The sequence below is a fragment of the Candidatus Xiphinematobacter sp. genome (assembly GCA_016766635.1).
Classification (GTDB): domain Bacteria; phylum Verrucomicrobiota; class Verrucomicrobiia; order Chthoniobacterales; family Xiphinematobacteraceae; genus Xiphinematobacter.
Map to the genome: position 1 here is coordinate 870207 of CP068473.1, position 23020 is coordinate 893226.

Below are 23020 nucleotides of genomic sequence, written 5' to 3' on the forward strand. Positions count from 1 at the left end.
GTGGGCCCTGGTCAGACCTCTGAGGGTGAGTCTTTTAGTTGATAATCCTCCCTTTCCTCCTTGCAATGCTGTAGCTTGCTCTACAGCTTTCATCGAAAATGGGGAGAGCCTCGAACTGCGGCTTTAATGCGATTGCCCGTTCCGATTGTCTACAAGAGTATAAGCCCATCCATTTTAGCAGGTTCCACGACGCATACGGTACATCAATCGCAAATTACCACCGGCGAGGCTGGTTGGGACGGCGACATTTTTCTGGATAGCAGAATGATACTCAATAGGCCGAGAGCGGATCTTCTCTAGCCCTAAATCCTTGCTCGGGTGCCACACCCCTCCGGGAAGCTCTGAGCGCCGCCCACCCATCCCATTGGGGGGGCTTACGACGGGACTTAACAAGCTTTCCTTTCTCTATGCTACCAGTTTTGTTCAAATTTGATTTAGGTAACTCCCTAGGCAGCCTCTATTAATTAATTGTTAATGACCAAAGAAAGAAACTACAGAGAGCAGTGAGCAGTGGAATGGAAAAGGAGCGTTTACTTGAGGCGCGAGGAGTTAAGATTTGCTGGAGTGGGTGTCCGTTGGTCATGGGCATAGTCAATTTAAGTAGTGACTCATTCTCTGGTGATGGCCTACCTGAACTTACCTTGGCGCTCCGCCGTGCCCAGAAAATAGTCGCCCAAGGAGCAGATATTGTGGATGTTGGTGCGGAGAGCGCTCGCACCAATCGGGCTCCGATTAGTGAAAGGGAGGAGATTCGAAGAATAGTCCCCTTTGTAGAAAGCTTTACCGCCATTGCAGCCAATGTGCGCCCCCGACCACCCCTTTTATCCATCAATACCTGGCGTCCTAATGTAGCACGGGCCACTTTGAACTATGGAGGACATATTCTCAATGATATAGGTGGCCTCATTACTGGAGAGAGTGCGTCTATTTGTGCTGCAACTGGGGCAGCACTAGTAATCATGCATTCTAAGGGAGCACCAAAAATTGCTCAGAGAGATATTCACTATTCTGATATTATGAGTACTCTGCGGGATTTTTTTCTAGAAAAAGTCTGCATAGCTGAGCGGTCAGGTGTTAAACGGGAGAGTCTACTTCTGGACCCCGGAATTGACTTTGCAAAGCAGAGGAGGGCCAGTTTGACCATCTACCAAAAGCTGAGAATGCTTAGCAGCCTTCTCCCCTTCCCACTATTACTTCCGGTATCTCGCAAGAGTGTTATCGGAGAAGTTCTAGGCCTTAGTAAGGCATACCGGCGGGATGCTGGCACAGTTTCTTGCATGGTAGCCGGCCTGCTAAGGGGAGCTGCTATTTTCCGAGTTCATAATGTAAGAGCTGCAGTCCACACCATCCGGACTGTCTATCCTATGCTAGCTTTGAATGTCAAGGATAGCTGCCCATAGTGGTGGCTCCGCTGCTGTGAAAAATTTTCTTTTTTAGGCTTTGTTAGGCTGTTTCTCTGAGAGACCCCTAACAGGGTAGAGTTAGCGTGGTTCAGGAAACATTAGAGGAAACATTAGAGATGCAAACTGAGAGAAGTCACCGGTAATGTTAGAAAAACGGACGGCTTCCCTGCAGAGGACGGAATTTCCTGGTTTTGCGCTTATGGTACCTCACTTTTGTGTCGCGGTTTCCCATCTGGCATAAAACTAAAGCTTATTAGATACAGAGGTTCTAAGCCCTGGTTGTGGTAGTTTGCACCATCCGGGTGGGCCCTGTTGGCCGCCCAGGCGTTGCCACATCGCCAATCTTTCTGCACAGGATCTCCTCTCTTCCTGTCCGGTAGATTATGCAAGAGCCTTGTGTGAGCAACGTTTCCTACTTAATTCTCTCAGTATATTACCCCGCTACCTTTCATTTTTCCCCAAGCGTTGTTTTGCTCTTCTCATCGGAGCAACTCATTGCGCTGCTACCGCCCTTGTCCTTCTCTACCTGGGGGTGGGAAAGAGCAAGGTTTTTTACACTATATGGGAGGCATGGAGGGGGTTGGGGAAGGGATTTCAAAAAAGAAATACCGTCTATCCCTTCGTAGAAATCTAACCTTAAAACTACAGGGCAATCTGTTAGGTCGTTTGACATAAGATGGATGGTGTTATACCCTTCACCCGGGAGTAGTTTGTGGCTGTCAGAACCGCTACCCTGGGGCTGCATTGGTGGGGGACATGAAAGGAAAGGACGCGGGGCGCGTTAGGACGGTTGCCGGACTGCGCAGCAAAGGCGCGCGTAGAGCGTAGGTTAATTGTTAGCGGAGGTAGGATCATCGAAGAGCGACATTGGATTTTGTAATCTACTTCTGCAGCCGATCTTTCTTGCTGGCCCAACGGGGGTAGGGAAGTCAGCGCTGGCCGTGGAATTAGCACGCGAGGTCAAAGGTGAGATCATTGGAGCTGATGCCTTGCAAGTCTACTCTGGGCTATCTATTTTGACTGCCCAACCAGAACAAAAACTACTGGAACAAATTCCTCATCATCTCATAGGTCACATACCTGCTGAGGAAAACTATCACGTCTGGCGCTATCGGTTAGAAGCGTGTAGGGAGATTGGAAATATTCTTCGACGCGGAAGAATACCGATAGTGGTTGGGGGAGCGGGGCTGTACTTTCGTGCTCTGATCCAAGGTTTAGACCCTCTTCCAGCAAGCAACTTGTCCCTTCGGAGAGAATTAGAGCAGTTGTCCCTTGAGAAGCTGCTAGAACGCCTTGATAGGGTAGATCCACATGCAGGCAACAAGGTGGATATACGTAATAGAAGACGAGTTCTTCGAGCAGTCGAAATTTGCGAGCTTTCTGGTAAGCCCTTAGGGGTTTTTCGCACCAACAGCCGGCAGATTATTTCCACTCAAGCTCAAGCTTTTGTGCTTGTACGTGCACGGGAAGAGTTGTACGGACGCATTGTGCATCGTGTGTGCCAGATGTGGGAACGGGGCGTGGTCGGAGAGGTGGCGGGGATGCGTAATCGGATGGGGAGAACGGCCTCGCAAGCGATTGGGTTGCGTGAGATTGTTGCATGCATTGACGGGGAAATGAATGAGAGGCAATGCCGAGATGCGATTTGCGCGGCGACGTATCGGTATGCAAAAAGGCAGTTGGCCTGGTTCAGAAGCCGGACTAACTTTGTTCCGCTATATCTCTCCCAAGGTAGCAGTAGCAGCGCGCGCGACATGGTGGAAATGATCGCTAGGAAGGTCAAGGAGTACTTGGAACTAGGCCTAAGAAGGCCTTCCTGAGACAGCTGGGGTTGCCCCAGTTCCTTCTGGTAAAATAGTACCTATGGCTTATTCTCTTGGATTTACTTTTTGTCGAAAGGGGTACCCTGCTGTATTATACCAGGGTGATAGAGGAAATAGTCTAGCTTGTGTGCCGTGTATTCCACTTTTCCCCCCGCCGAGAGAGAGTCTTACTAGTAGGGTCGGTTGGATATAGGGAGGTAACACCGTGGGATATTGCAGAGTCCTTGGAAGAACTTTGTCAATTGGCGTCTAGCGCTGGCGCTCAAGTCGTAGAAACCTGTATACAGCGGTTAGAAAGACCGACTGCTCCGTTCTACATAGGGAAGGGAAAAGCCAAAGAAATTGCTCAGCGGTGTAGTAGAAGGCAGGCTACTTCCATCATTTTTGACGACGAGCTTTCTCCAGCCCAGGGAAGAAACCTGGAGTGCATTACCAATTGTAAAGTTCTGGATCGCACACAGCTCATCCTAGATATTTTTGCCCAAAGAGCACGCACCCGCGAGGGATGTCTTCAAATCGAGCTCGCACAATTGCAGTACCTCCTTCCCAGGCTTACACGCATGTGGTCACACCTTTCCAGGCAGACCGGGGGCATTGGCACTCGAGGGCCAGGAGAGACACAACTAGAGGTTGACCGGCGACGTGTCCAGGAACGCATTACCAAGCTAGGGAAAGGGCTCGCCGCTGTACGCAAAAACCGCTCCGTTCAGCGAAATGGGAGGTTAAGGAAAAATTGGCCTGTCGCAGCGCTCGTCGGATACACGAACGCTGGGAAATCTTCCTTGTTTAATCGGCTCACTAGATCCGGGGTCTTCACAGAAGACAAGCCCTTCGCCACCTTAGATCCAACCACGCGGCAGGTTCTCCTCCCAAGTCGACAAAAAGTTTTGCTGATAGACACTGTAGGCTTTATTCGTAAGCTCCCCCACACGTTAATTGATGCCTTTAAAGCTACGCTAGAGGAGACACAACTAGCTGACCTTCTGATTCATGTAGTGGATCTCAGCCATCCAAGGTACCACGAACAAATGATAGCAGTTGATTCGATCCTTGAGGAGTTAGAGGTAGGTGGAAAGCGAGTTATCCTAGCCTTTAACAAGGTAGATTGCGTACACAATCCGGAGCTTGTCCAGACACAATTAAGGCGCCATCCAGGTAGCGTGGCAGTTTCAGCGTATACTGGGATAGGGATTGACGCTTTTTTTCAGCAGTTAGAGGCAGACTTAGGCGCCCGGCGCTTAAAAGCAGAGTATCAAATCCCTCTTACTGAATCTGCTCTCCTTGCCGAACTCCACCAGAGTGGAATAAGTTCTGCTCATTACAAAGACGGGTTTGCTTGGGTGACCGCTTATATTTCGCCAGCACTAAGGCAACGGCTTGTATCTTTCGAAGTTACCTCTCAACTCTCAACGGAATAGCGAAAAGTAAGAGAATACAAAAAGCTGGCCTTGCTGAAAAATGAAAAAAGAGAATATTCTGTTGCCAGAAGATTCGTTCTATAGCTAGCATGAGACCGCGGGTTGGTACTAGAGAGATGGCTACACCTAAGGACAGATCTTGCGAGAGAGAGGGGAGGGAGGGGCGTCCGGCCGGCTCCGGTTCCGCTCCGTCCGCTTCTTCTGCTTCGGTTCCCTTTGGGGATGCCGCAGTGAAGGAAAAAAGGCGCTTCCTCCGCCGCCAGCGTGAGCGTCTTTTGGCTCTTAAGGATACCCTGCTGGATTCTATGCGAGGGGTGGGGAGGGATAGCCTGCGTTCACGTGCTGAGGGAAGTGAGGCCTCTGCGTTCGGGATGCATCAGGCAGATGCTGGTAGTGATGCCTACGATCGTGATTTTTCCTTAAGTCTCCTTTCCCAGGAGCAGGATTCTCTTTATGAGATTGACCAGGCGCTCAAGCGCATAGAGAATGGCACCTACGGTCTCTGTGAGATGTGTGGGAAGGCGATCCCTCAGGTTCGCCTAGAGGCTGTCCCGTTCGCTCGTTATACGATCGAGTGTCAGGCTGAGCTTGAAAGGCGTGGTCGGCTGCAGCGGATACGCCAGCCTGTTTCTTCTCTATTTGGACTAGTTGACGAAGAAGGCAACGAAGGAGAAGAGGAAGATTCCGCCGATAATAAGGAATGAGGCTTGAGAAGCTTATAGAGGTATTCCCATGGTTCAAGAAATTGTCACACTGGAATGTATCGAGGCTGCAGCTGAAGGAAGGCCTGTGTCTCGGTATGTAACCACTAGGAATAAGAAAAGCCCCCGTACTCAGGGGCGGCTCGAGAAGAAGAAATACAACCCCTTCCTTAGGCGGCGTACCGTACACCGTGAAGTTAGCTGAGCTCCATAATGCCACCCAGAAACACTAAGCGCCGCTCCAATTTCCGAAGAGCCAACCGCTCGATGCCGCGGAGGAGGATTGATATTGCCGCTGGTGCTATTGATTACAAGAATCCGGATCTTCTTAAGCGCTTTGTCACGGAGAGTGGAAAGATTCTTCCGCGTCGTACGACGGGGATGCCAGCTCATTTGCATCGTAGAATCACTCGCCAAGTTAAACGCGCCCGGGCGGTTTTGTTAATGAAGTAATCCCCCTCTTAGGCCCTCCCTGGGGCCTCCATTTTTCCTCGATTTCTCCTTTTTTGGGAGACGCTTTAAACAAAAGAGGGTTTTCCGTCCGAACGGGGAGAGTTCTACTCGGAGTGCTTTTGGTCTGAGTGAGGAGGTGCTTTTTTTATGGCGGAGGGTTCCATTGGCCCATCTATTGTGTATCTAGGCCCCATGGGCACCTTTTCCCATATGGTGGCGTTGCGCCGCTTCGGGGAAGATACCAGACTGGTCGCCAAACCTAACATCAGTGCTATTTTCGACTTCTTGCTGAGTCACCTGGAGGCTTCTTGTGCAGTAGTTCCAATCGAAAATTCCTCTGGTGGGGCAATTTATGACACGGTGGATATGCTACTGGCTAAGGTCGGGGCCGTCCATATTTTGGAGGACTTATCTTTGGATGTGCAGCTTGCACTTCTTGGGCACAAGGGAGAGAGAATACGCCGTATATATTCGCACTCTGTTCCCATTCGGCACCATAGGGAGTGGCTAGCTGCCAACTTTCCAGGTGTTCGTATCGTCTCCGTTGAGAGTACGGCGTTTGCGGCAGCTAAAGCGAGTATTTCGCGTGATGCAGCAGCACTTGCCGCGCCCGGCGCAGCATCTCTCTATCACTTGGATATCCTGCAATTTCCTATTCAACCGGACGGGGTAAATGTGACTAGGTTTTTTGTCATAGGTCTTCCAGGAAAATGGGAATTTCTTGTTGCATCAAGGCGATGGAAGACTGCATCGACGTTTCAGCTAAAAAACGTTTGTGGCAGTTTATACTCCTTTCTTGAGCCGTTTTCACGTCGTGCTGTTAACTTGTGTATGCTTGTTTCCCATCCACTAGTTGGAAAACCAGAGAGTTACACTTTCCTCATAGAAATAGACGGATCTGTAGCAGATCCCTCTGTAAAAGTGGCGCTCGAGGAAGCTTCTCGGTGGTGTGAGAAATTCGTCTTCTTGGGTTCCTATCCTAGCCGCCATCGCTATAGCTCTTCGCCCGAGAACTGTAATCTCCCCCCCAAGGAAACCGGTTTCTGCGGGGTGGCACAATTGGGCTGAGGCTCTGGGCCGCGCTTTTCTGATACGACTTGCAGTCGGAGCTGCAATCGTCGCTTGATAGAGTTGCTAGAGACAATCATCTCCATACTGACCTACCCCTGTATGAAGACTCTTCCTCCTTATCACACCAGCCAGGGGCAAGCACCATTTTAGCCACGCCTGGTGCAGCAGCCTAGGTGTGCCGGTTCCCAGAAGGGGTTTCAGCATTAAATTAAGGGCGGACCTTAGAACCCCACCATGCAGGCTAATTCCTGTCATCATGTGAGAGATAGCCACTAAGCTGTCTGGAGACAGTAAGAGTGCTTTCCTTAGAAGGAGTTTCCCCCTAGAAGGAGGGGGTTCATTCCAAATCCTGTCCGAAAAGTTCCTATCAAGAGCCATCCGTTTAGAGCCACAATAAGGATAGCAAGGGTCCAGGAAAAAAAACTGAGGGCTGAGGTGTTGACGAAGTGCCTCATCCTATCTCGATCACTGGTGAACAGGACCAGTGGAATCACTACGAAGCTTAATTGTAGGCTTAGAATGACTTGACTCAGGACCAAAAGACGAGTGACGGTATCTCCTCCGGCAGTAATAGCAACAAATACAGCCGGAAGGATTGCTAGGAGTCGTGTAATGAGTCGGCGTAGGCTGGGATGTACACGTAGGTTGAGAAATCCTTCCATTACAATTTGACCTGACAAGGTACCTGTCAACGTGGAGTTTTGTCCGGAGGCTAGAAGGGCTAAGGCGAAGAAAAAGCTTGCAACTCCAGTGCCTAATAATGGGCTAAGAAGCTTGTACGCGTCCTGAATTTCAGCGACTTGAAAATATCCTCCCTTGTGGAAGACAGCCGCGGAGACGATAAGTATAGCTGAATTGATGAAGAGTGCACATATAAGCGCGAGTGTGGAGTCTAGAGTAGCATAGAAAATGGCTTGTTTCCGTCCCTCTGTAGTAGGCTCGAAGTTTCGTGTTTGACAGATGGCCGAGTGTAAGTAGAGGTTATGCGGCATTACTGTCGCACCCAAAATGCCCACTGCTGTATAGAGCATGTTTGGGTTTTTCAGGATCTCCATCGACGGTAAACAGCTGGAGAATATCTGCTTTGGATCTGGGCGACTCAGGATGATTTCGACAAGGAAGCTTCCTCCAACGACAAGAATGAGCGCCAGCACCAATGCTTCAATAAGGCGGAATCCCTTGTTTTGCAGGGAAAGAATGAACAAAACGTCTATGGCTGTAAGGCAGGTGCCGTACACTAAGGGGAGACCAAAAAGAAGATTTAGGGCAATGGCGGACCCAATTACTTCGGCCAAATCACAGGCAGTGATGGCAATTTCGCACGTGATCCATAGAAGCATGTTTACCCATGGGGTAAAGTGGTCGCGGCATGTTTGAGCTAGATCTCTTCCGGTAGCGATTCCTAGCTTTAGTGCGAGGTACTGTAGAATGGTCCCCGCAAAGCTGGAAAGGATGACTACTGGAAGGAGAGCGTAGTTAAATTGCGCTCCACCGGCTAGGCTGGTTGCCCAGTTGCCTGGGTCCATGTAACCTACTGCTACTAAATAACCTGGCCCAGAGAATGCCAAAAGCTTGCGACAAAATCCAAAAAGCCCCTTCCCTTCTTGCGGCACGTGGACACTGCGGAAGACTTCTGGCAAAGAAGGAGCTCTCTGCCACTCCGATCTAGGTGAATTGGTAGGCCGCGGGTCGCTCAATTGCTCAATTCCAAAAAGATAAGGGACCAATGTTGTCTCTCTTTTTCACTCTAAAGTGGTGTGGGCTGAAGAATGATAAGGTTTATTCAGTCTTCGCATCCACTCTCTGTGTAGGCAGAAAAGTTCATTGCACTGACAACACATGCAAATAGCTATAGGGTAAAGGCGCATACGTCAGCAATATGTAAGGAGTAAGGGCGCTATAATATATTGGAAATAGCTGATCTAACCAACTTTAGAGACAATCGTCGGCCTTCGTTGAAATCTATATGGAAAAGATCCAGCTAGGACGCAGCTCCTAATGGCTAGCGGCATATGGCTAACTTCTTATGAGCAGATAGCAGTAACTTATGATTGCACAAAAGGTTGCTGCTGTCAGGATAGCGAGGCTAATTCCACCCTCCATAACACATGGCTCCTAGCTTGAGCTAGTGGGGATTCCCTTTCTTTTCCGCGGAACCGCCGTTACGGTGTGCGTAGAGACTTTTTCCCAAGCGGGGAACGGTCTGGAGAACACGTGAGGTACTGGGATTTCTAGGAAAACAAAACTATCTTGAAAACCATTAGCCTCGGTCCAAACAAGAAACGGACATCGAGAGTATCCTAGTCTGCATGGATTTTACAGAATTTCTGAGTGGCATCCGTATGTTCCCTTGGGGGAATGGGTGTGTCGCGCCATACACCACAGGCTCCCCCCCAACTTACCTCTCCTCTTCTCAGTATGCTGACCTTACCAGCCTATTGCGCACCTGTCCGTTCTGCCGAACCTAATCGTCCGGGGGATCGGTTTGATCTTGATCTCCTCCCTTATATTTGCTTGCATTCTTCTCTTTTCTCGCCCACATGTACGCGGGGTGGTAGGCTTCTTGAGTTGAGTTGTGCCCGGCCATGCTCAAACCGCACTACGGATCTACCGGTGCTGCCCTGGCGATGGTAGTTTCTGATCTGGTATGGCATTTCCCACCCCTCTCTTCTACTTTAGCCGGTAAGGCGCGAACTAAGGGGATTCGCAGGAGTAGCCAGGCTCCTTTCTCCAATGCTGAAACGACTTGATAAAGCTTATGACTTGCGGAGCAATTGTTTCACCACAAAGTGGGAAGATCGCTATTTCTCACGGCAAGCTAGTTGTACCTGATTATCCCATTATTCCTTTCATTCGGGGGGATGGAAGTGGGCCAGATATATGGGCTGCTAGCGAGCGTGTGTTTAATGCAGCAGTAGAGAAGGCTTATAGCGGCAGCCGCAAGGTTATCTGGTCAGAGGTTTACGCCGGAAAAACAGCTAGAGATAAATTTGGTGACTGGCTTCCCAAAGAGACGGTTGCAGCGTTCCAAGAGTACCTTGTCGGCATCAAGGGGCCGCTCTCCACACCAGTAGGGGAGGGTATTGCTTCGCTTAATGTTGCCCTTCGGCAAATGTTAGACCTCTACGTTTGTCTGCGGCCCGTGCGGCATTTTTCCGGAGTACCTTCTCCAGTTAAGTGCCCAGAAAGAGTGGATATGGTCATCTTTCGAGAAAACACGGAAGATATCTACGCAGGTATTGAATTTGAAGCTGGTACCGCCGCAGCTAATTCTATGTGCAAGTTTCTGGAATCTGAATTTCCCACTTTTTTTGAAAAGATTCGTTTTGGATCCAAGAAGCGGGGGTTAGAATGGGCGAGAGTTGCAAATTTATCTCCTGATCTTTACGGGGAGACGGAAGTAGGCATTGGTGTAAAACCGGTTAGTCGGGCAGGTACCGAGCGTCTTGTGCGTGCTGCTATTCGGTATGCTGTTGAGCAGAGTCGTCGTAGCATTACCCTCGTCCATAAGGGGAACATCATGAAGTTTACAGAGGGTGCTTTTCAGAAGTGGGCTTATAATCTAGCCAAGCGGGAATTTGGGGCTGTAGGGATAGAGGGGAGTTCCTGGTATCGGTTACCTAACGGAATTGTAATTAAGGATGCCATTGCTGATATCGTCCTGCAACAGGTGCTTACGCGCCCGGAAGAATTTGATGTCATTGCCACCCTCAATCTGAATGGAGATTATCTTTCAGATGCACTGGCTGCACAGGTGGGCGGCATTGGCATTGCGCCAGGTGGCAACATTAACTATGTGACAGGCCACGCGATTTTTGAAGCAACCCACGGCACCTCCCCCAAGTATGCTAACTTAGATCGAGTTAATCCAGCATCCATTATCCTCTCCGGTGAAATGATGTTCCGTTACTTGGGATGGCATGAGGTTGCAGATATTTTAGTCAGAGGACTCAGTGCCGCCATTGGCACTAGGCAAGTAACTTATGATTTTGCCCGTTTGATGGAAGATGCTTCTGAAATCAGGTGTTCTGAGTTTGGGGATAATATTATTTCCCACTTTTAGTTAGAGGAAAATTAGCACAGAACCTCTAGATGAAAAATCTTGGTGGCCTCTTCCTCTATTGTCTTGTCATTAGTGCTGCTACTGCTGAAGCAGTCCCCACTATTACTATTTATAAAAGTGACCGTATTCCCTTAGCCTTGTCGCAGATTATCGGTGCTGATGGTAATGCTATGACTCACATTTTACAAAATGATCTAGATCTTAGCGGGTGGTTTTCTTCTTCTGGAAGAGAAAAGGCATTGTACACTGTATCTGGTAGAATGTCTGGGGGATCCTTAGTGGGTCGGCTGACAGATATCTCGGGAAAGTGTATTTTTTCCAGGAACTACAGGAATCATTTTCGCATGATGGCCCATCTCTTCGTAGATGACATCGTGCAGGCCCTGACAGGTAAGATGGGGATAGCTTCCAAGCGTGTAGCGTTCGTTTCTACGAGGACTGGTAGAAAGGAAATCTATCTTTGCGACTATGATGGGAGTACAGTAGAACAAGTAACGCGCGATCGTAACATAAGTGTCAGGCCCACGTTAAACCCTGGGGGGAGTCGGTTAGCCTACACTGGTTACCTGAGTGGGTATGCAGATATTTACCTGGTAAACCTCCTCTCGGGCTCGCGCCACCGGTTAGTGAGATTTCCTGGCACTAACTCAGGGGCGGCGTTTTCTCCAGATGGCAGCTATATCGCTTGCACAGCAAGCAGAGATGGAAGACCAGAAATTTACGTGGTCGACATGTTGGCAGAGAAAGTATCCCGAATTACCCGTACTCGGCGCGGAGTAGCGTCCTCACCAACGTGGTCCGCAGATGGTCATGAAATTATCTATGTGGGAGATGAGATGGGAGGGCCTCAACTATATCGGGTGAGTATAAATGGCAGAAGCAGAATGGCCGAACATGTTCGCACCGGCTTTGGCTATTGCACAGAACCAAATTGGTCCCCAGATGGGCGTAAGATAGCATTCAATGTTTGGTCTTATGGTAGTCTCGCCATAGCAGTAAAGGATCTGATAGCGGGGAATACCAGGCTGTTGGCACGGGGAGAGAACCCTACCTGGGGAGCAGATTCACGACACCTAATCTTTACGGATGGTAATTCTCTTATTCTGCTTGACTCTCAAACTGGCTGTACTACACACGTTCTCTGCGGGTATGAGAAGATTTCCGAGCCTTATTGGGGGCGGTGAGCCTCTGGGTGGGAGCTTGTCCCGTGTACAGAAAGAAGAAAGAAATGGTGGCTTGTTTGAGATCGAGGAAGGATAGCATGCTTACGATGGGACCTATGAAGAGGTGTCTCTTTTCCTTTGCGCTTGTGTTGGCTATTGGGGCTGGATTTCCTGCCTGCCGTGCGAAAAGGGAGCGATATGCTGGGATCGGCGGGGATTTTGTTAAGACCGTTCCGTTACCTGATCGCGTGGAGGGGGGAAGTTTCTTTGGGAGTAATGTTAAACGCGGTCAGTATCAGCCTGTTTATTTTTCCTTTGATAGCTTTTCCCTCAATAAGGTGGAGCAGAGTAAGGTAAGGGGTATTGCTGCTTCCATAAGAGAGCTACACAGTAAGATGCTCATTATTGCTGGTTTTACAGATTCTTGGGGCACCGAGGAGTACAATCGGGCCTTAGGCGAGCGGCGTGCAAATGCAGTGCGTCAGGCCTTAATTAGCTTAGGAGTGGGAGCTGATCGTTTACAGACTGTCAGTTTTGGTGAGGAGATGCCTGTAGATTCTAGAAGTAATGGAGCGGCATGGGCTAAGAATCGTCGTGTAGAGATTGGGATGGTTTACTAGCTAGGGGTTTTTCTAGTTAAGAGTTTGTGGTGCTCCCTGTATTGGGTCTCGTGTCGCAAGACAGGATACGGGGATAGAGCGGGGGGTGTAGTAGAGCGGGTTACTTGTGGTGGTAGGGGGCTTATTTCAGCAGTTAGTTTCTGGGATGGGTGTTGTGTGCATCGACGGGGGGATACTTCTGACAAGAGATGAGGATTGTATGTCCACTGCATCGGGCTTTGCCCGACCGTGCTTGTGCGCGTCGTGTTGCTAGCGTAGTTCCGGTTTATTTGACAAACTGCTTTTTGAGGATAGCTAATGGTTATAGACTTCCAACTGGTGGATACCTCCAAACTCGCCGGACGCTTGGCTGAGTTATGGAGGTCTCTTTGATTTATTTTCAATTTCTAAACGCCTGGCAGAGCTGGAGATTGAGATAGCGTCTCCTTCCTTCTGGAAAGACCGTGTAAGAGCTGAGGGTATCGTTTGTAAGGCATCTGAGTTGCGTTCTAAGCTGCTTCCGTTTCACGTATTACAGAAGAGATTAGAGGAGCTGGAAATACTTCAAGAGATTGCTGTCGAGGAATCTTCTCAAGAGCTGCGTGTTTCTGCAGCAGCAGAGGTGAGTACTGAGTACCAACGGTTGGTAGAAGAGCTCTCGCGCTTCGAGTTAGTCCAATTCTTTTCTGGCGAGTTTGATAGAAACTCGGCGTTTCTTACTGTTCACTCGGGAGCAGGAGGAGTTGAGTCTTGCGATTGGGCGCGGATGCTCATACGAATGTACACCCGCTGGATAGAGCGTAGCCCTGTCATGAAGTACGAAGAGGTAAGCTTCCAGGAAGCAGAGGGAGGAGTTAGGTACGCTACCTTACGGGTTTGCGGGGAATTTGCCTATGGCTATCTCCGACAGGAGCGTGGGGTGCACCGCCTAGTACGTATTTCCCCCTTTGATGCAAACAGACGTCGTCATACCTCCTTCGCCAGTGTTGACGTAGTACCTGAGATTGAAGAAGTTCCTATCCATTTGGAGGAGCGTGACCTAAAAATTGATACCTACCGCAGCAGTGGTAAGGGAGGGCAGAACGTGAATAAAGTGGAGACTGCTGTAAGAATTACTCATTGTCCTACGGGTGTCGTTGCGTCATGCCAAAATGAACGGAGTCAGCTGAAAAACCGTCATACAGCCCTAAAATTACTAAAGGCTAAGCTCTACCAAATCGAGATAGACAAGAAACTGGCTGAGAGAAATACTCAGTCCAGGAAAAAGGGGACTATTGGTTGGGGGAATCAGATCCGTTCTTATGTCTTTCAGCCATACCAGTTAGTGAAGGATCTAAGAACTGGAGTCCAAGCTACTGATGTTCATGAGGTCATGGACGGTGGTATTCAATCTTTCATTGAGGGTCACCTGTTGCAGGGACTGACCCGTGCAGAGAATCGGACGGACTCCAGGAAGGAGAGGATGTAGCGCCTTCCGTGTGTAATCAGTAAATTTCGTTCTGCTCCCTAGAGCCGGGCTTTGTTTTTGTTTTGGGACAAGCGATTTTGACAAGGGACGCCAGGGGGGTAAGGTGTAGGAGGTAATCTTTTGCACCAGATCAAGTAAGTGCTCCGATAGGAAAGTTGACGGGCCTATCTGACCAATTGCTCGTATTTGCCGAGGCACACGGTTTGGACTTGCCTTTTAGGGGGGTAACTTAGGGACCAAAGACGAGGCGTCTCTCTCCCACGCTTCCCTACCATTTATGTCTCAGGATTTCTTCTTGCGTTCTTGGTCAATAAGGCCAACACTCGCCCGGGTGTGGTCGCCATTGATGGGAGTACTTTGTGAGGCCTCTCCTGAATTTTTCATATCAAATGTGTGGCTATTCTGCTGTTCCTGGAGCAATGGAAAGAGGGATGCGGTGGAGGTGTAATGTTTCTCCAGGGGGGTATGGCAACAAGTGCGAGACGAGTTTCTGCCCGGTGGAAGGTACGGTCACGTTGATCGCGGTTGTGACCGGCTATAAAGATTCTCCTCTTAAGATTTCCCTTTGGCTACTGCTGGCGTACCTCTGACTTATCTCACCATGAAGAGTACCAACTTTCCTTTCCGCATGCCGGACAATCCGACAATTACTCGAACACAATCTGTGTCAGATGAAGATTCTGCGGTACACTGATAGCAATTTTGATGAGCGGCTCAGTGCACTCAACCGTACTTCGCAGCCCAAACGCGCAGTGCAATCTTGCGTGCACAAGATTATTCAAGACGTAAGACAGAGCGGCGATTTGGCCCTTCTGCACTATACAAAAAAATTTGGTGGGGGAGAGCTAGAGAAAAGGCAATTACGCGTAGACAAACAAGAAATTGCCTCTGCGGTTGCCACTCTCACTCCTCCCGCACGCCGCGCCATTCTAGCGGCACGTACCAATCTTTTGAAATTTGCAAGGAAAACGCTTCGGAAAAATTGGTCCTCCAGAAACATGCAAGGGGCCATGATAGGGGAACGCTTCGATCCTTTGGATCGTGTGGGTATTTATGTACCAGGTGGGACAACGCCCCTCATATCTTCAGGAGTGATGACATGTACACTGGCCATGGCTGCTGGTGTGCAAGAGATTGTGGTAGCTACACCTGGTAGAGTGGATGGTTCCCTCAGCTCGTCCCTTTTGGCAGCACTTTCACTTTGCGGTGCTACTGAGATTTACCGTATAGGGGGAGCCCAGGCGATTGCTGCTCTAGCCTATGGAACAAAAACTATTGCATCAGTACGAAAAGTTTTTGGTCCTGGAAATCCGTACGTGGTGGAGGCAAAACGGCAGGTCTTTGGCTGGACAGCTGTGGACTTATTGCCCGGACCAAGTGAGATACTGGTGATTGCGGATGCTGTAGCCCAGCCGGACTGGATCGCCGCAGATCTCTTGGCACAGTCCGAACATGGTTTGGGGAGTGTAGCCGTATTACTTACGGATGCTCCCCAATTGCTGGACAGGGTTCATAAGAGCATAAGGGCACAGGCGAAGCTCTGCTCCCGTAAGGCTCAACTGAGAGACTCCCTAAAAAATGCATGCCTCATCCTTTGCAAGGAGATGAGTCAGTGCATTCAGATAGCCAACGCGTTTTCTAGCGAACACGTCTCCGTAGCAACCTGTAATCCTGAGGAAGTCGCTGGGCAACTAGTGGCTGCTGGATCCATCTTCCTTGGAGGCATCTCCCCAGTAGCTGCAGGGGACTTTCTAGCAGGCCTAAGTCATGAACTACCTACCGGGGGGGCAGGAAAATCCTTTTCAGGGTTGATGGTGGACCAGTTCCAGAGGCGCACCAGCATCTTGTGCTTTGACGAGGATTCCTTGCTGAAGAGCTGGCCTTTTATTGATACCCTTTGTCAAGTTGAGGGTTTAGATGCACACGCACACTCCGCCTCTGTGCGACTTCCCAGAAAGAAGTGAATGATTTGGCGCGCTCGGAAAAGGGATATAGATCTCTCTCGGCAAGGACTTATTCTTGGTGTCCTTAATGTGACGCCTGACTCCTTTTCGGATGGAGGACACTACATTAGCAGGAAAGCTGCTGTTCTCCACGGAATTAAATTGATAGAGGAAGGAGCAGACATCATAGATATTGGCGGTGAGTCCACTCGCCCCGGCGCCTTGCCCGTCTCTACTGCCGTAGAACTAGCTCGTGTGCTGCCAATTGTACAAGAGCTGCGCCGGAGGAGTAATGTTCCACTCTCCATTGATACCTACAAGGCAGAAATAGCCCGTTGCTGCCTGGAAGAGGGGGCGGATATCATCAATGATATAACAGCCCTCCGCGGAGATCCAAAAATGCTCTCTGTGGCAGCAGAAACAAAGGCTGGCCTAGTACTGATGCATATGCAAGGGACTCCTTGCACCATGCAACAAAAGCCTTACTATACGAACGTAGCTACAGAGGTCCGGGATTTTCTTTTTCAAAGGGCACGGATGGCCGTGTCCTCTGGAGTGGATCCTATGAGTATAGCGCTGGATCCTGGAGTCGGGTTTGGAAAGACTTTCTCTCACAACAGGGAGCTCCTTGCTACTCTCCCGTATTTAACTGGAGGCAAATATCCGGTACTTGTTGGAGCTTCTCGCAAGAGTTTTCTCTCAATTATTTCTGGTGATCAGTCCGTGGAAAGCCGGTTGTGGCCTGGGATAGCTCTAACAAGTTTTTGCAGGGAAAAAGGAGTCCGCCTGTTTCGAGTACATGAGCCTACACCTCATCGTGAGGCTCTTAGAATGACGGAAGCTATCCTATTTCCCTAAGGTTATTGATGTTCGATGCATAGCGCGCTCAGCCTTCTTGGGCAGTATTGGACTGCAACGATAGAAATCGGCATCTTGACTATTGTCTTCCATTACATCTGTCTCTATCTGCGCGGAACGCAAGGGGGGCGGATATTAATTCGGTTAGTCCTGGTTTTTATAGCACTTACCCTACTTTCACGGTTTTTTAATCTCACGGTTATTGAGTGGCTGTTGCGCAGCCTTTCCGGATTTCTTGCATTGGCACTGGTCGTCATTTTTCAACCGGAGCTCAGGCGTGCCATTACGGAACTCGGTAGTAACCACTTTCTTTTGACAACCTTTGAGAAGCATGAAACTCTCGGAGAGTTAGTAGGTACTATCATTGAGCTTTCAAACAGGGGCTTTGGGGCCCTTCTCGTTATTGAGAGAAAGATTAGCCTGCGCCCTATCATTGAAACTGGTGTTGCTATCAACTGTGATTACTCTAAGGAGCTTATCCTCACTATGTTTCATCCTAAAACAGTTCTTCATGATGGAGCCGTGATCTTGCATGAAGATCATATTATTGCTGCCGCGTGTATTCTTCCCCTGACCCAGCGTGAGGATCTTGATCGCAACCTCGGGTTGCGACATCGTGCGGCCTTAGGACTGACGGAATCTACGGATAGTGTGGCAATTGTCGTCTCTGAGGAAACTGGGCATATTTCTATCTGTCACAACGGGGTTATCAGACGCAACCTAGGTGCCGAGGAATTCCAACGGCAGTTAAGCCATCTCCTGTTACTTACGGAGACATGAGGGGTCTCATCTCAAACTGGTGGGCAAAATTGCTTTGTCTAATTCTTGCAAGTGCGATCTGGTACCTTGTACGGAAGAATGTAGTGAAACCCCAATTTCCTTCTGGATGGGTGCATCGTTCAGTAGTGCATCTACTGTGAGTAAAAGACTTTTTGGGACTGATGGCATTCGAGGGACTGCCAACATTGAGCCAATTACGGCAGAAACCGCTCTCAGACTCGGTCGTGCTACAGCTTATGTCTTTGGAGCGGGAGGAAGTGGAAATCCTAATCCCTCGAGAGAGAGACGCACTATAGTACTGGGCAGGGATACGCGTCTTTCTGGCTACATGCTAGAAGGCGCTATGGTTGCCGGTATCACTTCCCTTGGTGTAGATGTCCTGCTCACCGGTCCACTACCTACTCCTGGGATCGCCTACATTACGCGCTCTCTGCATGCTGACGCTGGCGTGATCTTGAGTGCCTCACACAATTCCTATGAGGATAACGGCATTAAATTCTTTTGCTACGATGGTTACAAGCTTCCTAATGCCGTGGAAGCGTCCATCGAAAGACTCGTCTTTCTTGGAACTAGTTCCGTCACCTATCCCACCGCTGCCAAAATTGGCCGTGCAACTTGCATTGAAGATGCCTTAACCCGCTACGTAGAACACGCCAAGCAGAGTTTTCCACGTGGCTACACTCTTGGAGGTCTACGCATCGCTATTGATTGCGCCAACGGGGCTGCTTATAGGTCTTCTCCTAACATTCTCCGAGAGCTAGGTGCGGACCTGTGTGTATTACATAATTCCCCTAATGGCATAAATATCAACCAAAACAGCGGTAGTACCTTTCCGAGGGCTATCCAAAAATTCGTTCTGCAAAGCAGAGCACAAGTGGGCATTGCCCATGATGGGGATGCCGACCGTGTTCTTTTTTGCGACGAAAAAGGAGATCTACTGGATGGTGATGAAATTATGGCAATTGTGGCACTTGACTCCTTGCGTAAGCATCTTCTCTCAAAGAATACTCTCGTGACCACGGCTATGAGTAACATTGGTCTTGATGAGGCCATTACTCGATGGGGGGGGCACGTTATCCGAACTGATATAGGAGATCGCTATCTGATTGAAGAGATGCTACGTGGTGGGCTCAACATCGGGGGAGAACAGAGCGGACATTTGATTTTTAGAGATTATACTACTACTGGTGACGGAATTATAAGTGCCCTCCAGGTTCTACGCATTATGATTGAATCTGGAAAGCCGCTCAGTGAGCTTAAGCGTTGCTTGGTAAAATATCCCCAAGTGCAGAGAAATCTTGTTGTGCGAAAGAAGCCCCCTATCGAATCTCTTTCCCGCGTGCAAGGCCTCGTGCAGCGCGCCAGGAGAATCCTCAAAGGGCAAGGCAGAGTCCTCCTACGCTACTCTGGAACGGAATCGAAAATACGGCTGCTTATCGAGGGACAAGACGAGTGCCAGATTACAGAAATGGCAAAGTGTATTACCGATGCCCTTCGCGCTGCTATCGGGATACGAGACAGATAAGTCAGATTCTTCGTTTCTCGAACACAATTTAGGATTGTGAAGAAGGCCAGGCAGGATTGAATCCGAGGGCAACAAACCTCATCGGAATAATGCGTGCAAAAGCCGATTAGCCATGCGGAATGCGAACCGATAAACCAGGGGTCTCTGGCAGCAAATCAAGGGTCTCTGGCAGAAAATACCTCTCTTGTTGTATTCTTCGGTCCTCTATCAAGCCGGCGGAAAATAATCTCACCCGACCTCATTAGGTCGAGCTTGTCGCGCGCGATCATTTCTAGGTAAGCTGGATCTGACCGTAGGAGGCGGACCTCCCGTTCTCGCCTTTTTTTCAAGAGGAGAGCAACCTGCAATTCCTGCTCCTTCCTTCTTAGGACCCCCTTAAGCTCCATCGTCCTATCCAGGATAGGGACAAAGAGAAGACCTAGCATCGTAACCCCTCCTAAAACAACAGCAAAGGTAAGAAATTGGTTAATTACATGCCAGCGGTTTGCTCTACGTTGGCATCGTGTGAGGATCACTTCTCGTGTTTTGGATATGCGAATGACACCAAGGTGCCATAGCGGCGCTTTCTCCTAACTCTTCTTCAATACGAAGAAGCTGGTTGTATTTTGCCACTCGATCCGTCCTAGAGAGAGACCCTGCTTTGATTTGGCCAGCACCTGTCGCCACGGCAATATCTGCTATAGTGGTGTCCTCGGTCTCTCCGGAACGATGGCTGATAATCGGGACGTACTTGCTCCTGCGAGCCATCTCAATTACATCGAAAGTTTCGGTGAGGGAACCAATTTGATTAACCTTGATTAGGATGGCATTGGCGACCCTCTGTCGGATACCTTTACGGAGAAATTGCATATTTGTTACAAATAGGTCGTCTCCGACTAGTTGGATTTTGTCCCCGAGCGTTTCGGTTAAGAATTGCCAGCCTTCCCAGTCGTTTTCTGCACAACCATCTTCAATAGAGCAGACCGGATAGTCCGCACAAAGTGTTTGATAGTAGGAGACCATCTCCTTGGCAGAACGTTTGGAATTATCAGACCTCCTGAAAATATACTGCCCAGACTGGGCGTCATAGAATTCGCTGGAAGCCACATCTAGGGCAATGTAGATATCCCCCCCAAAGCTATAACCTGCCTTCCTCACTGATCTGCCTATAGTGTCCATGACCTCCTCAACCGAGGAAAGATTGGGGGCAAAGCCGCCCTCATCGCCAACAGCCGTGGACAGTCCTCTGGACTTAAGTTCAGATTTCAAGGCATGGAAAACCTCAGCCCCTACGCGAACGGCTTCCGAGAAGCTACCGACCCCCTTAGGTACAATCATAAATTCTTGGAAATCGATTGGCGCATCTGAATGTGCTCCGCCATTGAGAACATTCATCATTGGGAGAGGAAGCACTTTTGCATTAGAACCACCAAGGTACCTGTATAGAGGCACACCAAGCTGAGAGGCCGCAGCCTTCGCTGTAGCGAGGGAGACTCCAAGGATTGCGTTAGCACCGATTTTTTCTTTGTTGGGTGTCCCGTCCATGGCGATCATGTGTTTGTCTACTTTTACCTGATCCAGTGCATCCATCCCAATGACCTCAGGCGCGAGAAGACCTGTTACATTCTGAACCGCTTTTTGTACCCCCCTACCGAGATGGCGTTTTTTCTCCCCATCCCTCAGCTCTAGAGCCTCATACTCACCAATGCTAATACCGCTTGGTACTGCAGCACGTCCTATAGCACCGCCTGCCAAGCTGACGTCTACTTCTACTGTGGGATGCCCCCTAGAATCCATAATTTCCCGTGCTGTTAGTGCAGAAATTTGAGTCGCAACCATAAAAGGACAATTCTTAATGCATAGCTAGTGCTTCTGAATGTTCAAAAAAGTAGTTCAAAATTTTCAAATGGGTAGATGGCATCGATACGCCATTTCTGAAGTTGCCCATCGCCACTCCGTAGCTCGACAAGGTCCCCTACATGCTTGCCAAGGAGAACACGCCCCATAGCTGCTTGGTAGGAAATGATATTCTTAGATGGTAGGCCGTCCCATGCCCCCAAAATGCTGTATGTCTCAGTGTGACCGGAGAGAACCTCTGTTAGGTTAACCGCAGTGCCAATGGAGACTTGGGAGAGATCAGGAGATTCGAAGTTTGTTCCACGTGCATTAGCAAGCATAAGCTCTAATTCAGTTTTTCTTCTAACCAAAGCGGCATGCTGTTCCCTAGCAGACTTAAACTCAAGATTTTCTCGGAGGTCGCCGTGAGATCGAGCAGTAGAAATATCCTTCACGCTCTGTGTAATCTGTCGACTGACCAAGTCGTCATACTCTGCCTTGCGTCGCTCGAGGCTAATCCAGGAAACAGTAAATGCTTCCTGGGGAGTTCCCGCCCTTTCACAAGCCATCATGTTTTGCATCTCAGGATGGATCTTGATGATGCGAGCTAGTAGGGAACGACGATTCATGTCATCAAAAGCAGGACTGAGAAGCAGACGACGCACGATATCGCGAACGGTCTGCCGATTTGCATCGGAGAGCAGATCTTGGAACAGCGCCCTGTCTTCCAGAAGGAGATCATGAAGCCTGGAACGTCTTCCATCATCAAGTCGATTGCGTTCCAGGATGACCAACACATCGACAAGAAGATTTGCATTAAAGAGGTGCTGAAGAAAATAGCCTCCTCGTTTTCTGCAGATCCAGTAAAGGATTTCTTGGGAGACAGAACGGTCCATTATGGAAGTGGATATGGCCCTTTGGAACTCATGAAGTGCACCCCTATGCTCAAAAAGACGTGCAATGCTAGCTACTGCACGCCAGCTGACTCCTTGAATTAAACTGAGCACCTTCTTTTTCCAGCCCTCGCCGAATACTTCTGGAAGGATATCAAGAACCCGATGTTGCTTAACAGAAGGAAGGGCAGAAAAAATGATTGGCAACCGGGTCTCTTCTGCTCGAAGAATATCTGCTATGGTGATGGGGGACGCTTCAAGCTGCAACTCCTTATACCGAGAACAAATTGCCTCTCGCGCAAGCAGCAACTCCAGAGCCTGCGCAGACCGGAATTTGCGGCACTTGGCAGCTATCTCCCCAATCTGCAGGACTACTCTTCTTAGCGGTTCTCCTTTCTCTTGAGAAAAATCTTCAAGTGATTTTAGAATCTGGTCGGCGGTTGCAATGTGATCTTTGAGATGCCGTGCTGCTTGGAACTTGGCAAGGAGGTCCTCGTGGGGGGGGAGTAGTATCTGGTGGAAAAACTCGATAGACTCTGTTCCCCTGGAGGGAAAGTGGAAGTGCCTGTTTGATTTAAGTTTCTTTCTAAGGGCACCCCACCATCTTTTGAAGCTGGCAGCATCAAACACTTTTGGGATAAGAGCGTGGGAGAGACGGCTAAGTGTAGCCTTCCCTCCATGGTCCAGCAGAAAACCTCGAATAAACTCGACAGGAAGAGACTCTGCCTCTAGACGCACAGCCACCGCGTCTCGAAAAACGCGCACTCGCAAATCGCCGGGACAAAGCGGCTGTAGAGTCTGCGTGGCATACCGCACTTGCATAGAGTGCCCTTCTCTGCTTTCAAAATCGACCACGATCTGGCCTGTAGCCAGTCGCCATGCCGCGATTTTTCCAGTTCCCCAGCTCTTGTGAAAGCAGTACACACCAGGGGTCAAAGATTTCAAGGACTCTGCAACGGCAGGGCTAAAACTTCCCGCCTCAATCGCTTGCTGTAATTCCGATGTCAAGGTCATACTCTCTCTCCCGCCCCTCTTGCCACCATA

General features: G+C 49.4%; 19 protein-coding genes. 15 read left to right on the forward strand and 4 right to left on the reverse strand.

The window, feature by feature from the left end; genetic code table 11:
- Positions 1 to 581 precede the first annotated feature (581 nt).
- From folP (JMM79_03845) to JMM79_03875, 7 genes are all read left to right on the forward strand, one after another.
- Positions 582 to 1400 carry a dihydropteroate synthase gene (gene folP, locus JMM79_03845; GenBank protein ID QQY08778.1) on the forward strand — a complete coding sequence of 273 codons (819 nt, stop codon included), beginning with the start codon at positions 582 to 584 and terminating at the stop codon, positions 1398 to 1400.
- Positions 1401 to 2236: 836 nt separating this feature from the next.
- Positions 2237 to 3223, forward strand: a complete 987-nt coding sequence (gene miaA / locus JMM79_03850; protein ID QQY08349.1) for a tRNA (adenosine(37)-N6)-dimethylallyltransferase MiaA — start codon at positions 2237 to 2239, stop codon at positions 3221 to 3223.
- Positions 3224 to 3351: 128 nt separating this feature from the next.
- Positions 3352 to 4644: a GTPase HflX gene (gene hflX / locus JMM79_03855; protein ID QQY08350.1), complete on the forward strand. Its 1293-nt coding sequence runs from the start codon at positions 3352 to 3354 to the stop codon at positions 4642 to 4644.
- A 116-nt stretch (positions 4645 to 4760) separates the two neighbouring features.
- On the forward strand, positions 4761 to 5348 hold the full coding sequence (locus JMM79_03860; GenBank protein QQY08351.1) for a TraR/DksA C4-type zinc finger protein: 588 nt from the start codon (positions 4761 to 4763) through the stop codon (positions 5346 to 5348).
- Positions 5349 to 5376: 28 nt separating this feature from the next.
- Positions 5377 to 5550, forward strand: a complete 174-nt coding sequence (rpmG, locus tag JMM79_03865; GenBank protein QQY08352.1) for a 50S ribosomal protein L33 — start codon at positions 5377 to 5379, stop codon at positions 5548 to 5550.
- 8 nt (positions 5551 to 5558) lie between these two features.
- Positions 5559 to 5798: a 30S ribosomal protein S18 gene (rpsR, locus tag JMM79_03870; GenBank protein ID QQY08353.1), complete on the forward strand. Its 240-nt coding sequence runs from the start codon at positions 5559 to 5561 to the stop codon at positions 5796 to 5798.
- A gap of 147 nt (positions 5799 to 5945) precedes the next feature.
- Positions 5946 to 6866, forward strand: a complete 921-nt coding sequence (locus JMM79_03875; protein QQY08354.1) for a hypothetical protein — start codon at positions 5946 to 5948, stop codon at positions 6864 to 6866.
- Positions 6867 to 7174: 308 nt separating this feature from the next.
- On the opposite strand, the gene JMM79_03880 is transcribed toward JMM79_03875, so the two are convergent.
- Complete coding sequence (locus JMM79_03880; protein ID QQY08779.1) at positions 7175 to 8575, reverse strand: Nramp family divalent metal transporter; 1401 nt, start codon at positions 8573 to 8575, stop codon at positions 7175 to 7177.
- A 1052-nt stretch (positions 8576 to 9627) separates the two neighbouring features.
- On the opposite strand from JMM79_03880, the gene icd reads away from it, so the two are divergent.
- The 8 genes from icd (at position 9628) to JMM79_03920 (ending at position 19268) form a co-directional block, all read left to right on the forward strand.
- On the forward strand, positions 9628 to 10932 hold the full coding sequence (icd, locus tag JMM79_03885) for an isocitrate dehydrogenase (NADP(+)) (GenBank protein QQY08355.1): 1305 nt from the start codon (positions 9628 to 9630) through the stop codon (positions 10930 to 10932).
- A 29-nt stretch (positions 10933 to 10961) separates the two neighbouring features.
- Positions 10962 to 12116 carry a PD40 domain-containing protein gene (locus tag JMM79_03890; protein QQY08356.1) on the forward strand — a complete coding sequence of 385 codons (1155 nt, stop codon included), beginning with the start codon at positions 10962 to 10964 and terminating at the stop codon, positions 12114 to 12116.
- Positions 12117 to 12211: 95 nt separating this feature from the next.
- A complete protein-coding gene (locus tag JMM79_03895) occupies positions 12212 to 12715 on the forward strand; it encodes an OmpA family protein (GenBank protein ID QQY08357.1) in 504 nt (167 codons plus the stop codon).
- Between the two features lie 297 nt (positions 12716 to 13012).
- A protein-coding gene (prfB, locus tag JMM79_03900) for a peptide chain release factor 2 (protein ID QQY08358.1) occupies positions 13013 to 14162 on the forward strand; the annotation gives its coding sequence in 2 pieces (ribosomal slippage) (positions 13013 to 13072 and positions 13074 to 14162; 1149 coding nt in all).
- A gap of 671 nt (positions 14163 to 14833) precedes the next feature.
- Complete coding sequence (hisD, locus tag JMM79_03905) at positions 14834 to 16126, forward strand: histidinol dehydrogenase (protein ID QQY08359.1); 1293 nt, start codon at positions 14834 to 14836, stop codon at positions 16124 to 16126.
- Positions 16127 to 16963 carry a dihydropteroate synthase gene (gene folP / locus JMM79_03910; protein ID QQY08360.1) on the forward strand — a complete coding sequence of 279 codons (837 nt, stop codon included), beginning with the start codon at positions 16127 to 16129 and terminating at the stop codon, positions 16961 to 16963.
- A gap of 15 nt (positions 16964 to 16978) precedes the next feature.
- Positions 16979 to 17743 carry a TIGR00159 family protein gene (locus JMM79_03915; protein QQY08361.1) on the forward strand — a complete coding sequence of 255 codons (765 nt, stop codon included), beginning with the start codon at positions 16979 to 16981 and terminating at the stop codon, positions 17741 to 17743.
- Positions 17744 to 17849: 106 nt separating this feature from the next.
- Positions 17850 to 19268: a phosphoglucosamine mutase gene (locus tag JMM79_03920; GenBank protein ID QQY08362.1), complete on the forward strand. Its 1419-nt coding sequence runs from the start codon at positions 17850 to 17852 to the stop codon at positions 19266 to 19268.
- Between the two features lie 155 nt (positions 19269 to 19423).
- Here JMM79_03920 and JMM79_03925 read toward each other — a convergent pair whose 3' ends face one another.
- From JMM79_03925 to JMM79_03935, 3 genes are all read right to left on the reverse strand, one after another.
- Positions 19424 to 19693: a septum formation initiator family protein gene (locus JMM79_03925; protein QQY08363.1), complete on the reverse strand. Its 270-nt coding sequence runs from the start codon at positions 19691 to 19693 to the stop codon at positions 19424 to 19426.
- A gap of 64 nt (positions 19694 to 19757) precedes the next feature.
- Positions 19758 to 21086, reverse strand: a complete 1329-nt coding sequence (eno, locus tag JMM79_03930; protein QQY08364.1) for a phosphopyruvate hydratase — start codon at positions 21084 to 21086, stop codon at positions 19758 to 19760.
- 41 nt (positions 21087 to 21127) lie between these two features.
- Positions 21128 to 22990: a GreA/GreB family elongation factor gene (locus JMM79_03935; GenBank protein ID QQY08365.1), complete on the reverse strand. Its 1863-nt coding sequence runs from the start codon at positions 22988 to 22990 to the stop codon at positions 21128 to 21130.
- Between the last annotated feature and the right edge of the window lie 30 nt (positions 22991 to 23020).

Bases quoted from the DNA above. Each gene is read 5' to 3' on its own strand.
- eno (QQY08364.1), bottom strand. From the start codon at position 21,086: ATGGTTGCGACTCAAATTTCTGCACTAACAGCACGGGAAATTATGGAT.
- folP (QQY08778.1), top strand. From the start codon at position 582: ATGGGCATAGTCAATTTAAGTAGTGACTCATTCTCTGGTGATGGCCTA.
- hisD (QQY08359.1), top strand. From the start codon at position 14,834: ATGAAGATTCTGCGGTACACTGATAGCAATTTTGATGAGCGGCTCAGT.
- JMM79_03875 (QQY08354.1), top strand. From the start codon at position 5,946: ATGGCGGAGGGTTCCATTGGCCCATCTATTGTGTATCTAGGCCCCATG.
- JMM79_03920 (QQY08362.1), top strand. From the start codon at position 17,850: ATGGGTGCATCGTTCAGTAGTGCATCTACTGTGAGTAAAAGACTTTTT.
- JMM79_03935 (QQY08365.1), bottom strand. From the start codon at position 22,990: ATGACCTTGACATCGGAATTACAGCAAGCGATTGAGGCGGGAAGTTTT.
- JMM79_03915 (QQY08361.1), top strand. From the start codon at position 16,979: ATGCATAGCGCGCTCAGCCTTCTTGGGCAGTATTGGACTGCAACGATA.
- JMM79_03925 (QQY08363.1), bottom strand. From the start codon at position 19,693: ATGCTAGGTCTTCTCTTTGTCCCTATCCTGGATAGGACGATGGAGCTT.
- rpmG (QQY08352.1), top strand. From the start codon at position 5,377: ATGGTTCAAGAAATTGTCACACTGGAATGTATCGAGGCTGCAGCTGAA.
- icd (QQY08355.1), top strand. From the start codon at position 9,628: ATGACTTGCGGAGCAATTGTTTCACCACAAAGTGGGAAGATCGCTATT.
- JMM79_03895 (QQY08357.1), top strand. From the start codon at position 12,212: ATGAAGAGGTGTCTCTTTTCCTTTGCGCTTGTGTTGGCTATTGGGGCT.
- JMM79_03890 (QQY08356.1), top strand. From the start codon at position 10,962: ATGAAAAATCTTGGTGGCCTCTTCCTCTATTGTCTTGTCATTAGTGCT.
- folP (QQY08360.1), top strand. From the start codon at position 16,127: ATGATTTGGCGCGCTCGGAAAAGGGATATAGATCTCTCTCGGCAAGGA.
- JMM79_03860 (QQY08351.1), top strand. From the start codon at position 4,761: ATGGCTACACCTAAGGACAGATCTTGCGAGAGAGAGGGGAGGGAGGGG.
- rpsR (QQY08353.1), top strand. From the start codon at position 5,559: ATGCCACCCAGAAACACTAAGCGCCGCTCCAATTTCCGAAGAGCCAAC.